This is a genomic window from Streptomyces sp. WAC06614 (assembly GCF_003949795.1).
In the GTDB taxonomy this organism is placed as follows: domain Bacteria; phylum Actinomycetota; class Actinomycetes; order Streptomycetales; family Streptomycetaceae; genus Streptomyces.
In genome coordinates, this window is record NZ_RPRY01000063.1 from 1 (window position 1) to 13,653 (window position 13,653).

Annotated in this window: 10 protein-coding genes and 1 pseudogene; 6 read left to right on the forward strand and 5 right to left on the reverse strand. The window is 71.8% G+C overall.

The window, feature by feature from the left end; translation table 11 throughout:
* The 3 genes and pseudogenes from EF918_RS36905 to EF918_RS11590 all read left to right on the forward strand — a co-directional run.
* A pseudogene (locus EF918_RS36905) lies at nt 1-341 on the forward strand (DUF3558 domain-containing protein); the annotation flags it as partial.
* A gap of 159 nt (nt 342-500) precedes the next feature.
* A complete protein-coding gene (locus EF918_RS11585) occupies nt 501-1,358 on the forward strand; it encodes a DUF3558 family protein (RefSeq protein ID WP_125644483.1) in 858 nt (285 codons plus the stop codon).
* A gap of 121 nt (nt 1,359-1,479) precedes the next feature.
* A complete protein-coding gene (locus EF918_RS11590) occupies nt 1,480-2,922 on the forward strand; it encodes a DUF2637 domain-containing protein (RefSeq protein ID WP_125644485.1) in 1,443 nt (480 codons plus the stop codon).
* Nucleotides 2,923-3,044: 122 nt separating this feature from the next.
* Here the strand turns inward: EF918_RS11590 and lysS are convergent, their stop codons facing one another.
* On the reverse strand, nt 3,045-4,778 hold the full coding sequence (lysS, locus tag EF918_RS11595) for a lysine--tRNA ligase (protein ID WP_125644487.1): 1,734 nt from the start codon (nt 4,776-4,778) through the stop codon (nt 3,045-3,047).
* A gap of 170 nt (nt 4,779-4,948) precedes the next feature.
* Between lysS and argS the strand changes: the two genes are divergently transcribed.
* Together argS and EF918_RS11605 are read left to right on the forward strand one after the other, a co-directional pair.
* The gene (gene argS, locus EF918_RS11600) at nt 4,949-6,724 is read left to right on the forward strand and encodes an arginine--tRNA ligase (RefSeq protein WP_125644489.1); all 1,776 of its coding nucleotides are present in this window, start codon (nt 4,949-4,951) and stop codon (nt 6,722-6,724) included.
* A gap of 225 nt (nt 6,725-6,949) precedes the next feature.
* Nucleotides 6,950-10,378 carry an Ig-like domain-containing protein gene (locus EF918_RS11605; protein WP_125644491.1) on the forward strand — a complete coding sequence of 1,143 codons (3,429 nt, stop codon included), beginning with the start codon at nt 6,950-6,952 and terminating at the stop codon, nt 10,376-10,378.
* A 58-nt stretch (nt 10,379-10,436) separates the two neighbouring features.
* Here the strand turns inward: EF918_RS11605 and EF918_RS11610 are convergent, their stop codons facing one another.
* Genes EF918_RS11610 through EF918_RS11620 form a run of 3 tightly spaced genes read right to left on the reverse strand, consistent with a single transcriptional unit; the run spans nt 10,437 to nt 11,436 of the window.
* A complete protein-coding gene (locus tag EF918_RS11610) occupies nt 10,437-10,841 on the reverse strand; it encodes a PIN domain nuclease (RefSeq protein ID WP_125644493.1) in 405 nt (134 codons plus the stop codon).
* A complete protein-coding gene (locus EF918_RS11615; RefSeq protein ID WP_260610087.1) occupies nt 10,838-11,068 on the reverse strand; it encodes a type II toxin-antitoxin system VapB family antitoxin in 231 nt (76 codons plus the stop codon). The genes EF918_RS11610 and EF918_RS11615 overlap by 4 nt, the downstream gene beginning before the upstream one ends.
* The gene (locus EF918_RS11620; protein ID WP_125644525.1) at nt 11,065-11,436 is read right to left on the reverse strand and encodes an ATP-binding protein; all 372 of its coding nucleotides are present in this window, start codon (nt 11,434-11,436) and stop codon (nt 11,065-11,067) included. Before EF918_RS11620 ends, EF918_RS11615 begins: the two co-directional genes overlap by 4 nt.
* Nucleotides 11,437-11,896: 460 nt before the next feature.
* Here EF918_RS11620 and EF918_RS11625 point away from each other — a divergent pair, with 460 nt between their 5' ends.
* The gene (locus EF918_RS11625; RefSeq protein ID WP_125644527.1) at nt 11,897-12,685 is read left to right on the forward strand and encodes a VOC family protein; all 789 of its coding nucleotides are present in this window, start codon (nt 11,897-11,899) and stop codon (nt 12,683-12,685) included.
* A 16-nt stretch (nt 12,686-12,701) separates the two neighbouring features.
* Here the strand turns inward: EF918_RS11625 and EF918_RS11630 are convergent, their stop codons facing one another.
* Nucleotides 12,702-13,544 carry a TetR/AcrR family transcriptional regulator gene (locus tag EF918_RS11630; protein ID WP_125644495.1) on the reverse strand — a complete coding sequence of 281 codons (843 nt, stop codon included), beginning with the start codon at nt 13,542-13,544 and terminating at the stop codon, nt 12,702-12,704.
* Between the last annotated feature and the right edge of the window lie 109 nt (nt 13,545-13,653).

The window sequence follows — 13,653 nt, forward strand, 5'->3', positions numbered from 1 at the left end:
CCGGTGGGGCTGACCCCGCCCGCACCCCCGGCCAGCAGAGCTCCGGTGCGCCGGCCGGCGGTGCGGGCGGGGTCAGCCCCACCGGCCCCGTGTCCCCCGAGCTCGGCTCCCGCGTGCTCGAGGGGCTGGGCAACGAGGCGTTCATCGACGACCGGCTCAGTGCCGCCGGGGCCACGGCCCAGGCCCGTACCGTGCGGATCGTCTTCCGTACCGCCAACGTGATCGTCACCGTCGAGTACAGCGTCCAGCCGACCGTCCCCGGCAGCGTCCCGTCCAGCGCGGAGACCCAGGACCGGGCGCGGCAGTTGGCCAAGGAGCTCGCCGACCGGTTCAGCGACTGATCACCGCCCCGGTCACCGCCCCCGTCACCAGCCCGAACACCGCCCCGAACACCGCCTCGACCACCGCCCCGCGCCGGCCCGCGTGACGGCCCGCACAGCACGGGGCCGCCCGGTCGGGCTACCGTTGCGGGGTCCCGCCGCCCCTTGGATGAAGGAATCATGCACCTCTCAGCCTCGCGCCTCACCCGCGTTCTCGCCTGTGCCGCCGTCCCGGTGATACTCACCGTCGCCGGTTGCTCGTCCGATTCCGGCAAGGGCTCGGGCTCCGACGGCGGCAAGAAGTCCGACGCGTCCTCCTCCTCGTCGAAGGCCCCGAGCGGCAAGTCGTCCGCGAAGCCGGAGAAGGCCGCGTTCAGCACGCTGCCCGACCCGTGCAAGGCGCTCCAGGCCAAGACCATCGACACGCTGGTGGCCGAGGCCAAGGACAAGAACGGTACGGCGACCAAGTCGAACGACCTGTCCAGCCGTGCGAGCTGCTCCTGGAACGGCCTGGACGAGGACGGCCTGAAGGGCTCCGACTACCGCTGGCTGGCGGTGTCCCTGGTGCGCTACGACTCGCACGACTCGCTGGGCAGCGGCAACAAGCGTGCCGAGGAGCAGTTCACCAAGCAGGTCGAGGCGGCCAAGGGCACGCAGGGCGCGCAGAACCTCAAGGCGGAGCCCGCGGGCGGGGTCGGCGACCAGGCGACGGCGGTCACGTACGGCGTGAAGAAGGACGTGGACTTCTTCAACACGACCGTGGTGGTGCGCACCCAGAACGTCGTGGTGACGCTGGACTACAACGGCGCCTCCTACGAGGGCCGGCAGGCCCCGGACGCGGGCAAGCTGCTGGAGGGCGCGATCACGGCGGCCCGGGAGATCGTCGCCTCGGTCGGCGCGGCCAACCAGCAGGGCGGCCAGCAGCAGAACGGCGGCCAGCAGAACGGCGGGCAGCAGCAGGGCGGCCAGCCGCAGGGGCAGCCGAGTGCCCAGCCGGGTCAGGGCCAGGGGCAGAACCCGCAGCCGCAGCAGTCGTAACCACACCACCACGGCAGTGGTCACCCGGGCGCCGACCCTCCGCCCGGCCGCGGCAGTAGCGGCGAAAGCGGAGGGCCTTACTCTGTCCCTGCCGTAGCTCGACAAGGGGAGGGGATCGCGGGTGGCCGCGATGCAGCTGACTCGGACGCACCGCATACTCATCGGTGTCGTCGTCGCCGGAGCCGTGATCATCGCCGGCATCGGTTTCGCCGGGTCCTACGCGGCCGTGCGCGCGCTCGCGTTGAAGAAGGGGTTCGGCGACTTCTCCCTGGTCTTCCCGATAGGCATCGACGCGGGCATCTGTGTGCTGCTCGCGCTCGACCTGCTGCTGACGTGGATCCGGATCCCGTTCCCGTTGCTGCGTCAGACGGCGTGGCTGCTGACGGCGGCGACGATCGCGTTCAACGGTGCGGCGGCGTGGCCGGATCCGCTCGGTGTGGGCATGCACGCCGTGATCCCGGTGCTGTTCGTGGTGACGGTGGAGGCGGCCCGGCACGCGGTGGGCCGGATCGCGGACATCACCGCGGACCGGCACATGGAGGGCGTCCGGCTGACCCGCTGGTTCCTGTCGCCGGTGCCGACGTTCAAGCTGTGGCGGCGGATGAAGCTGTGGGAGCTGCGCAGCTACGAGCAGGCGGTCGGCATGGAGCAGGACCGGCTGATCTACCAGGCGCGGCTGCAGGCGCGCTACGGCCGCAACTGGCGGCGCAAGGCGCCGGTGGAGGCGCTGATGCCGCTGCGGCTGGCGCGGATCGGTGTGCCGCTGGCGCAGACGGCGCCGGAGGGGCTGGCGGCGGCCGGGATCGACCCGGTGCTGCTGCCGCCGGCGGCCATGCGGGTGCCGGCGCTGGAGCCGGCCGGGGAGCCGGCCGCGTACGCCGCCCAGGCCGGGCCGGGCCTGCCGGCCGGGCCCGGGCAGGCCCCGCACCCGCAGGGTGGTCCGCACCCGCAGGCCGTGCCGCCGCAAGGTCCGCACCCGCAGGCCGTGCCGGCCCTGGTGCCGCAGGGCGGCGGGGTTCCGCAGCAGCCGGGCGGCCGGGTGGCCCAGCCGGCGTTCGCGGTGGATCCGACGGCGATGCCGGGGCCGCACCCGTCGGCCTGGTTCGCGGCGCACGCGGACCCGCAGACGACCAAGGAGGCGCGGGAGGCGGCGTTCGACCCGCAGTACGTGGAGGGGCTGGAGCCCACGCCGGTGCTGCCGCCGACCGGTCCGGACGACCAGGCCATGGCCGCGGAGGCGCAGCAGCTCCCGCTGCCGGGCACGGGCGAGCAGCAGCCGGGCGGTCCGCAGCCGGTCGCCGGCGCCGAGGGCCTGGCGCAGGACGGCGTGGCCGGTGAGGGCGAGGACTTCCCGGACGAGATCAAGTTCGCCGAGGCGGCGTACGAGGTCTTCCGGATGCACGTGGACCAGCACGGCGGGTACCCGAGCGCCGAGCAGATCGACATACTGCTGGCCGACGCGTACGGCATGACGCACCCGCGCAGCGCCTCGCTGCTGCGCCGCCTGATGCCGCAGCTCAAGCAGCGGTACCAGACCGAGCTGGAGAACGAGCACATCGCGTAGCCCGTGCCGGCGCGGGCCGTACGGCCCGCGCCCGTACGGCCCGTGCCGGCGCATGCGCGAGGGCCCGCACCCCGTCCCCGGGGTGCGGGCCCTCGCGCGTGCGGACTGCGTCCGCCGGTGGTTCAGGCGGTGACCAGCTTGCGCACCCGGTCGGCGCCGACCGCGAGGAGCAGCGTGGGCAGGCGCGGGCCGGTCTCGCGGGTGACGAGGAGCCGGTAGAGCAGGGCGAAGAACTCGCGCTGGGCGACCTTGAGCTCGGGTGTCGGCTTGGCCTCCGGGTCGAGGCCGGCCATGACCTTGGGGACGCCGTAGACGAGGGTGGTGAGCCCGTCGAGGGACCAGTGGGAGTCCAGGCCCTCCAGCAGCAGCTCCAGGGAGCGGCGGGCGTCGGCGTCGAGGGAGGCGAGGAGCTCGGTGTCGGGCTCCTCGCGGACCAGGGTGCGCTGGTCGGCGGGGACCTGGGTGGTGATCCAGTTCTCGGCGCGGTCCAGGCGCGGGCGGACCTCGTCCAGGGAGGTCAGCGGCTGCGTGGGGTCGAGGTCGGCCAGGATCCGCAGGGTCTGCTCGTCGTGGCCGGCGGTGATGTCCACGACGGAGGCGAGGGTGCGGTAGGGCAGCGGGCGCGGGGTGCGCGGCAGCTCGTGGGAGGCGACGCGGACCGCGCGGGCGTGGGCGGCGGCGTCGGCGGGCAGGACGCTGCCGTCGGCGACCTTGGCCTCCAGCTTGTCCCACTCGTCGTAGAGCCGCTGGATCTCCTGGTCGAAGGCGATCTTGAAGGACTGGTTCGGCTTGCGGCGGGCGTAGAGCCAGCGCAGCAGCTGCGGCTCCATGATCTTCAGGGCGTCGGAGGGCGTGGGGACGCCGCCCTTGGAGGAGGACATCTTGGCCATGCCGCTGATGCCGACGAAGGCGTACATGGGGCCGATGGGCTGGACGCCGTTGAACAGAGGAGCGATCTGGCCGCCGACCTGGAACGAGGAGCCGGGCGAGGAGTGGTCCACGCCGGAGGGCTCGAAGATCACGCCCTCGTAGGCCCAGCGCATGGGCCAGTCGACCTTCCAGACCAGCTTGCCGCGGTTGAACTCGGACAGCTTGACGGTCTCGGTGAACTCGTCCTCGGTGCAGACGTAGGTGAGCTCGGTGGTCTCGTCGTCGTACGCGGTGACCTGGGTGAAGTCCTTGTTGCAGGCGCCGCAGTACGGCTTGTACGGGTAGTACTCGGCGCCTTCGGCGCTGCCGTCGTCCTCGGAGGCGGCGCCGGAGCCCTCGGCGGCCTCCAGCTCGGCCTCGTCGACGGGCTTCTGGGACTTCTTCGCGGCCTTGGGCTTGGTGCGGTACTGGGCGAGGACGGCGTCGATGTCCTTGCGGTGCTTCATCGCGAACAGGACCTGCTCGCGGTAGGCGCCGGAGGTGTACTGCTCGGTCTGGCTGATGGGGTCGTACTCGACGCCGAGCTCGGCGAGCGCCTCGACCATGGCGGCCTTGAAGTGCTCGGCCCAGTTCGGGTACGGGGAGCCCTCGGGCGCGGGGACCGAGGTCAGGGGGCGGCCGATGTGCTGGGCGTGGGACTCCTCGGTGACGCCGGGGATGCCCTTGGGGACCTTGCGGTAGCGGTCGTAGTCGTCCCAGGACAGGACGTGGCGGACCTCGATGCCCCGGCGGCGGATCTCGTCCGCGACCAGGTGCGGGGTCATGACCTCGCGCAGGTTGCCCAGGTGGATCGGGCCGGAGGGGGAGAGGCCGGACGCGACGACGACGGCTTTGCCCGGGGCACGCCGCTCCGCCTCGGCGATGACCTCGTCCGCGAAACGGGAGACCCAGTCGGTCTCGGTGCTGCTCTGGGCGCTCTGAGCCACGACACGTCCTTCTATCTCGAATGCTGCTTCACACATTCTCCCAGACGGATGGTGCCGCTCCGGGGTTGCTCCCCGCCGTCCTTTATCCCGTGAGGAGCCGGGCGCCCCCGTGGGATACTCGACTTTCGTCAGAACCACCAAGAAGTACGACCTCACAGGAACGGCAGCCCATGGCCTCGGTCCCTTCCCTCGCTTCGTCCGTCGACCGGCGCATCGCCGCGGCCCTTGTCTCCGCTCTGCCGGAGGCCGGTGCCGCGGACCCGCTGCTGCGACGAAGTGACCGGGCCGACTTCCAGGCCAACGGCATCCTGGCGCTCGCGAAGAAGGCGAAGGCCAACCCGCGCGAGCTGGCCACCACCGTGGTCGAGGGTCTGGACAAGGGCGGGGTCATCGAGGAGATCGAGGTCTCCGGCCCCGGCTTCCTCAACATCACCGTCGCGGACCGGGCGATCGTGGAGACCCTGGCCGCCCGCGCCGCGGACGACCGGCTGGGCGTGCCGGTGAACGAGAACGCCGGCACCACGGTGATCGACTACGCCCAGCCGAACGTCGCCAAGGAGATGCACGTCGGTCACCTGCGGTCGGCCGTGATCGGTGCGGCCATGGTGGAGATCCTGGAGTTCACCGGTGAGACGGTGGTCCGGCGCCACCACATCGGCGACTGGGGCACCCAGTTCGGCATGCTCATCCAGTACCTGCTGGAGCACCCGCACGAGCTGGACCACAAGGCGGCCGCGGCGGACGCGGAGGCGTCCGGCGAGGAGGCGATGTCCAACCTGAACCGCCTGTACAAGGCCTCGCGGGCGCTGTTCGACTCGGACGAGGAGTTCAAGACCCGGGCCCGGGCGCGGGTGGTGGACCTCCAGGCGGGCGACGAGCAGACCCTGGCCCTGTGGCAGCGGTTCGTGGACGAGTCGAAGATCTACTTCTACTCGGTCTTCGACAAGCTGGACATGGACATCCAGGACGCCGACATCGTGGGTGAGTCCGGGTACAACGACATGCTGGCGGAGACCTGCCGGCTGCTGGAGGAGTCGGGTGTCGCGGTGCGCTCGGAGGGTGCGCTGTGCGTGTTCTTCGACGAGTACAAGGGCCCGGACGGCCAGCCGACCCCGCTGATCGTGCAGAAGTCCGACGGTGGTTTCGGCTACGCGGCCACCGACCTGTCGGCGATCCGCGACCGGGTGGGCAACCTCAAGGCGAACAGCCTGGTGTACGTGGTGGACGCGCGGCAGGCGCTGCACTTCAAGATGGTCTTCGAGACGGCCCGCCGGGCCGGCTGGCTGAACGAGGACACCCACGCCTACCAGCTCGCGTTCGGCACGGTGCTCGGCGCCGACGGCAAGCCGTTCAAGACCCGTGAGGGCGAGACGGTGCGGCTGGTGGACCTGCTGGACGAGGCGGTGGACCGGGCCACGGCCGTGGTGCGGGACAAGGCCGACAAGGTGGGTCTGACCGAGCAGGAGATCGTGGAGAACGGCCGGTACGTGGGTATCGGCGCGGTGAAGTACGCGGACCTGTCGACGTCGGCGGCCCGGGACTACAAGTTCGACCTGGACCAGATGGTCTCGCTGAACGGCGACACGTCGGTGTACCTCCAGTACGCGTACGCCCGGATCCGTTCGATCCAGCGCCGGCTGCCCGACGTGGCGGCGCAGGCCCACCCGGAGCTGCCGCTGGCGCCGGCGGAGCGGGCGCTGGGTCTGCACCTGGACGGTTTCGGCGAGCTGGTGGCGGACGCGGCGAAGGAGTACGCGCCGCACAAGCTGGCGGCGTACCTGTACCAGCTGGCGTCGCACCTGACGGCGTTCTACGACCAGTGCCCGGTCGCCCAGGCCGAGACGGCGGAGCTGCGGGAGAACCGCCTGTTCCTGATCGACCTGACGGCCCGCACCCTGTCGAAGGGCATGTCCCTGCTGGGCATCCGCACGCCCGAGAAGCTCTGACCGAGAAGCTCTGACGGGACCGCACCGGTCCCGTCCGGACCGGACCGCACCGCACCACCCGGCGGCCCCGTCTCCCTCCCGGGAGGCGGGGCCGCCGCACGCCCGTACGACGACCCACGGGTGTACTCCGTACGGGCGTTCCTCTCGGCGATCTTGGTGAATTCGCGGGCCGCCGGTCCGCGCGCGCCCGCCCGCGCGGGCGGCTCGCTGCCACAGTGCTCAGCCATGAGCAGCGTCAGGCACCGCCGGCAGCGGCGTGCCCTCACCGTGATCCTCAGCAGTTTCCTCCTCGTCCTCCAGTCGCTCCTGCTCCTCGGCCCGGCCGCCCCGGCGGCGTACGCGGGCGACGACCGCAGGCTCACCACCGGCGGCAACGAGCCGCACAACGCCACCGCCAATCCCCGCAGGCCCTCCCAGGTGGCCGTCATGCAGGGATGCACCGTCCTGATCGACAACAACTACGGCCGGGACGGCTTCCCGATCACCCGGACGTCCACGCTCCCCTGCTTCGGCGACCCGGTCCTCGCCTTCGACTCGCAGGGCCGGCTGTTCGTCACGCACCTGTCGACGAGCTTCAACACCGGCGGCCGGTTCGGGGTGGGCGTCGGGCAGATCAACGACCTGACCACCTCGGGCAACCAGACGTTCACCGCGACACAGGTCAGCGGGAACAGCACCAGCAACCAGGACAAGCCGTGGCTGGTGGCCGACGCCAACCCCACCAGCCCGTACCGCGACAACCTGTACGTCGTCTGGACGCATCTGAACGCGCCCTGGGAGATCCAGTTCTCCCGCTTCGAGGCCGGCGGCACCGCCTGGTCGGCACCGCGCGTGGTCTCCACCCCCGCCGAGGCGAACCCCTGGCCCTCCCATGCGGCCGTCGGCCCGAACGGTGACCTCTACGTCGCCTACCACGCCAACGCCTGTGTCGAGGGCCAGGACGGCACGGCCACCCAGGGCTCCACGGTGCTCCTGCGCGACGGCTCCGGCGGCCGTGACCTCGCCGGCGGCACTGTCCAGCAGCGCACCACGCCGTTCACCGCGGGTCAGTCGACCGTCACCTGCAACGTGGTGGACGACCCGGGCGACAACATCCCGGGCACCGACTTCTGGCTGTTCGGCAGCATGCAGCCCTGGATCCTGCCCGACCCGGCCCGCCCGGGGAACGTCTACGTCGTCACCAATGACGACCCGAACAACGCCTTCGCCAACGGTGACGACGCCGATGTCGTCATCGCCCGCTCCACGGACAACGGCCAGACGTTCACCCGCGGCCGGGTGGACCACGGACCGGGCCAGACCTTCGCCGTGATGCCCACCGCCCACATCGACCAGGACGGCAACGCCGTCGTCACCTGGTACGACAACCGGGCCGGCCGCCGCAACGGCGGCACCGGGCCGAACGGCGGCAACAACTTCCTGCTGGAGCTGTACGGCACGACCAGCCGGGACGGCGGACAGACCTGGGCCCAGGACTTCCGGGTCGGCGACGACCCGTTCGACCCGGACCTGAACGCCCGCTGCCGCTTCTCCTGCGCGGCCGGTTCCACCACCCAGACCCTGCGCATCGGCGAGTACAACGGCCTGTGGACGGTCGACGGGATCGCCTACGCCACCTGGACCGGCAACACCACCCCGCCGACCGCGACCGCGGCGGCGCAGGGCGCGCAGACCACCTACTTCGACGTGTTCTCGCTGCTCGGCGCCTTCCCCGACGCCTTCGAGCCCAACGAGTCGATCGACCACGCCGTGGCCGCCGACCTCGGCTCGGACGACCGCTTCAACCAACGGCGCCTGACCCTGCACACCGCCACCGACGTGGACTTCTTCCGGATCACGCCCCGCCGCACCGGGCACGTGACCGCCGAGATCCGCTTCAACGAGGTGCTGGCGCCGCTCGCGCTGCGCGCGTACGACAAGTTCGGCACCCGGGTGGCGACCGGCACGGTCACCACCCGGGCCGGCACCTCCACCGGACGCCTCGCGATCCCGGTGGTCCAGGACGAGCCGTACTACGTCGTGGTGAGCGCGGCCGGCGTGACCGACCCGACCCGGCCCGGTGACGCCTCGCCGACCGACCCGCCGCAGGCCACGTACGACCTGGTCGTCGTGAACCGGCCGGCGCCGGAGCCGTTCGGGCTGGACCTCAAGCAGGGCTCCGACTCGGGCCGTTCCGACCACGACGACGTCACCAACGTCGCCGGGCCGGAGCTGTTCCTGCGGGTGGACGACGCCGAACTGCGCGCCGCCGGCATCACCCTGTCCCCGCAGAACGCCACCGCCACGCTCGCCGACGACGCCCCCGGCTACAAGGTGGCTGTGGAACGGGACGGGGAGCGCATCGGGTTCGCCCAGCCCGTCGACCCGGTGAACAAGCCCGGCCTGTACCAGATCGACCTGGACCCGGTGCTGCGCGAGGGCGAGAACCTGATCACCGCCGAGGTGATCGTCGTGGACCCGTCCGACGACCCGCGCACCGCCGGCACCGCCCACGTCACCGGCTCCGGCCCGGAGAGCGCCCACCGGCTGCTGATCACCCTCGACACGGTCGCTCCGGCCGCGCCCGGCTCCGCCCCGGACCTGCTGTCCTCCAGCGACTCCGGCGGCAACGACATCGACAACATCACCACCATCCCCAAGCCGGCCTTCCAGGGCGCGTCGGTCGAACCGAACGCGCTGCTACGGCTGCTGGCAGCGCCCGCGGGCGGCAGCCCGGCCGTGGTCGGCAAGGACACCGTCACCCCCGCCGGGGAGTACGAGGTCGCCAGCGCCGCGCTGCGCGACGGCCGGTACGCGGTCTCGGCCCGGCTGGAGGACCTGGCGGGCAACGTGGGCCCGGCCTCGCCCTCCCTGGCCGTCACGATCGCCCAGCACGTGCTGAAGCTGACCGGCGCCACCGCGGACGTGGTGGTGGACGTGGCCGAGGGCCGCGTGACCGGGTACCCGGGCGTGCCCGGCGGCTACGTCGGCATCCGTGGGATCCCGGTCGTGCACCTCGACGCGAACGGCCACCGGGTGGCCGTCAAGGGCGGCAAGGCCGACGACCGGCTCACGTTCACCCCGACCGGCGTCGACAGCGGCCGCCTGACCAGGGAAGGCTCCAAGCAGGTGCTGCACTTCACCCGAGTCGCGGGTGACATCGACGTCAGCACCAAGGGCGGCGACGACGAGGTCACCATCGTCGGCACCACGCTGGGCGACACCGTCCGCGCGGTGGTGGACACCTTCACCACGCTGCACGTCCACGCCCTGCCCCTGCTGCTGCGCGACCCCTCGCAGCTGCGGGAGCTGCTCGGCCTGTCGATCGTGACGGAGGAGACCGAACGGATCGGCATCCTCGCGCGCGGCGGCCGGGACACGGTCGACGTCGCCGTCCACGACTCGGTCAACGCCCAGCTGTGGGTGGACGGCGGCCCGCCGAGCGGCGTCGAGCCGCCGAAGGGCGACGAACTGGTCGTCCGCGCCGCCTCCCCCGGAGCGGTCCTCACCCAGGAGCAGGCGGGCCACCACAAGGCGACGGGCGCCGTCCACGTCGGCTACCCCGACACCACCGACGCCCGCACGAGCATCGACTACACGGACACGGAAGGGGTGACCCTCAAGGACGACCAGCCGAAGCAGAAGGCTCCGTCCGGCACCCACCCGAAGCCCTAGCGGCTCGCCGCGGAGCGGGGGCGGGGGTTTTCGCCCTCCCCCGCTCCGCCTCCCCGAGTCAGTCAATGATGCGGCGCACCGGCTGGCCGGTGATGCGCGCGATGGTGTCGAAGTCCCCGTCTTGGTGGAGAACCGTCAGTTTGTGGTGCTGGGCGACCACCGCGACGAGCAGGTCGACGGGGCTCACGCACTGGTGTGCACCGGCATCGGCCAACCTCCGCTGGAGGGCGGCCGTGTCCTCCCACACGGAGTCGCGCACCGTGTGGGAGGGAAAAACCTGCTGGAGCAGGCTGTCTGCTTCGTAGTACGCGGGCCGACCGCCGGCCGCCCGCAGGTACTCCTGCCGGACCGGCTCGCACAGTCCCACCCGTCCGGACGCGATCAGCCGGTCCCAGTCGGCACCGGCTTGCCGCCGGTAGAAGCGCACGAGCGCGCTGGTGTCGATGAGAAAGCTCTCGCTCACGCAGCCGGGTTCTCCTTGTCGCGGCCTGGCTCCTCCGCATCCGGGTAGCCGATCGCACTGAAGTCGATCTCACCCTCGTCGACCATCTGTCGCATGCGTTCGATGGCTGCGGTTCTGCGCCTGCGATCGGCGATCTCCCGAAGCGCGGCATTGACGGTGTCCTTCTTCGTCGTCGTTCCGAGGAGCCGCGCCGCCTCCGCCAGAGCCTCGTCATCCAGGTCGATCACCGCCCCTCGCCGCAGGTACCGAACTCGCAGTAGACGGCCTTGCCCGGGTACCTCGGCAGCACGCCCCAGTCGTCGCAGCTCGCTGCGACGATCCGCAGCCCCATCCCCTCGCCGATCCGGGTCCGGGACAGCCCGGGCCCGCTGTCGTGCACCTCGATGCGGAGACCGCCCTCGTAGACGAGGAGCCGCACGCGGTAGCCGCGGCCGGGCGGGACCCCGTGCCGCAGGGCGTTGGTGGCCAGCTCGCTCACGCAGAGCAACATGTCGTCCTGGCGCCACGTGACACCCCACACGTCAAGCGTCTCCGCGCTGAACCGCCGTGCGGCGTGCACCGATGGGGCCGAGCGGGGGAAGAGGCGCTCCCGCATCAGGGCCGGCTGAGTATTCAGATTCACGGGACAAGCGTCGCGCTGTGTGACTGGCCTTTACAGATCGACCGCCCGTACACGGCCTGTGGTACGTGCAGTCGCCGGTAGCTGTCGCCCGCGGCGGGGAGTTCCGTCCATGCCGACGGTGGATCAGGTGCCCTCGTGGGCCGAGGCCTACCTGCACCTGGAGCGGCAAGCCGTCGACCTCTCCTGGTACGAGAACCAGGTCATCCCCGGCTTGCTCCCGACCGAGGCCTGCTCGTCCTGCGCCTCCGGGCGCTGGGCCGCCGGCGCGCGTACCCCCGCCCCGCCGGCGGCCTCCTCGTCACGGTGCGGCTCTCGGGGACACTCGCGGCAAACTCACCCGAACGGGTCGATTCTCGGGCCGGTTCGCATGGGTAGGGGATGGCCCGTCCACCCCCCGCTCGCAAACACACTCGACGGAGAATCCGTGCCCGAGATGAACGGCCCCTACCAGGCCGGCACCCCCTGCTGGATCGACCTGATGGTCCCGGACCAGCAGGCCGCGATCGACTTCTACTGCGACCTCCTCGGCTGGCAGGGCGAGGTCGGTCCGCCCGAGACCGGCGGCTACGCCGTCTGCTCCCTCAAGGGCAGGCCCGTCGCCGGCATCATGGCCGCCATGAACCCGGACGGGTCCACGCCCGACCCGATGCCCCCGGCGGTCTGGACGACGTACCTGGCCACGAAGGACGTCGACGCGACCCTGGAGAAGATCGGCGACGCCGGCGGCAAGGTGGTCATGCCGGGCATGGACGTGATGGACCTCGGCCGCATGGCGGTCGTGTCCGACCCGCAGGGCGCCGTGTTCGGCCTGTGGGAGGCCAAGTCCTTCGCCGGCGCCGGCATCGTCAACGAGCCGGGCGCCCTGATCTGGAACGAGCTGAGCACCACCGACACCGACGCCGCCGGCCGCTTCTACGCGGCGGCGCTGCCCATGACGCCCAAGGCCTCCGAGATGGAGGGCGCCGACGGCTACGTGGAGTGGCAGGTCGGCGGCCGGGCCGTCGGCGGCATGATGACCCTGGAGAAGGCCCCGCCCGGGACCCCGCCGCACTGGATGGCGTACTTCAGCGTGGACGACGTCGACAGCGTGGTCGCGGCGGCCGTGCGAGGCGGAGCGAATGTGCTGGCGCCGCCGTTCGACATGGTGGCGGGCCGGATGTCCGTCCTGGCGGACCCGCAGGGGGCGGTGTTCTCGGTGATCGCAGCCAAGATGCCGGACTGACCGGCCCCCGGAGCCCCTACGGGCTCTCTCGGACCGGGCCTCGGCGGGCCGCGATGAGCGCGTCCAGCCCGTCGAGGATCCGGTCCAGACCGAACGCGAACTCGGTGTCGGGGCCGTCGGCGTGGCCGAGTTCACCGGAGGCCAGCAGTCGCGTGACGGCCGGATGCCGTTCGGGATCGGTGAGCGCGGTGAGGACTGCGGTGTAGCGCGCCAGCATCTGGTCGGGGGAGATACCGGACGTGACGATGGCGTCCGTCATGTCGGCCATGAGCGTGGCCTCGTTGCGCACGAGTCCGCCGATCAGCATCAGCACGGAAAGTTTCTGGCCCTCGCGCAGACCGGTCTCCGCGAGGGCCGCCAGCCCGCGTTCCATCCAAGCGACCTGGTTCGGGCTCGCGGGCGGCCCGGTGATGGGGATGCGCAGGACCCAGGTGTTGGCCTGGAGGACCGCCCGCTGCTGGTACGCCCAGTCGGTGAGGGCCGCGCGCCAGCCGGGACGGGCGGTGGCGGCGTCCGGGTCGAGCGGCGGCGGGGTGCCCACGCCGGCGTCGGCCATGAGGACGTACAGCTCGTCCTTGGCGGCGACGTAGCGGTAGAGGGACATGGTGGAGACGCCCAGTTCCTTGGCGACGCGGCCCATCGACACGGCGGCGATGCCCTCGGTGGCCGCCAGGCGCACGGCCGCCCCGACGATCCGGTCCAGGGTGAGCGCGGGCCGCGGGCCCTTGGGCCGGCGCGTGCGCAGCCCCCAGGCGGTCTCCAGACTCGCCGGCAGCCCGGTCCCGTCCTGCCCGTCGGCCGCCGCCGCTCCGGCTTCCGCTGCTTCTTCCGGCTTCCGTGCTTCCGGCTCGCTCGCCATGGGTGGGTGCCCTCGGAGTCCTTCGTCCTGACCGCCGGCCGCTGACCGGCCTGCATCGATTGACCACATCCTAGTTCTGTGTATTACTTACGCAGTAGAGCGTATGCCA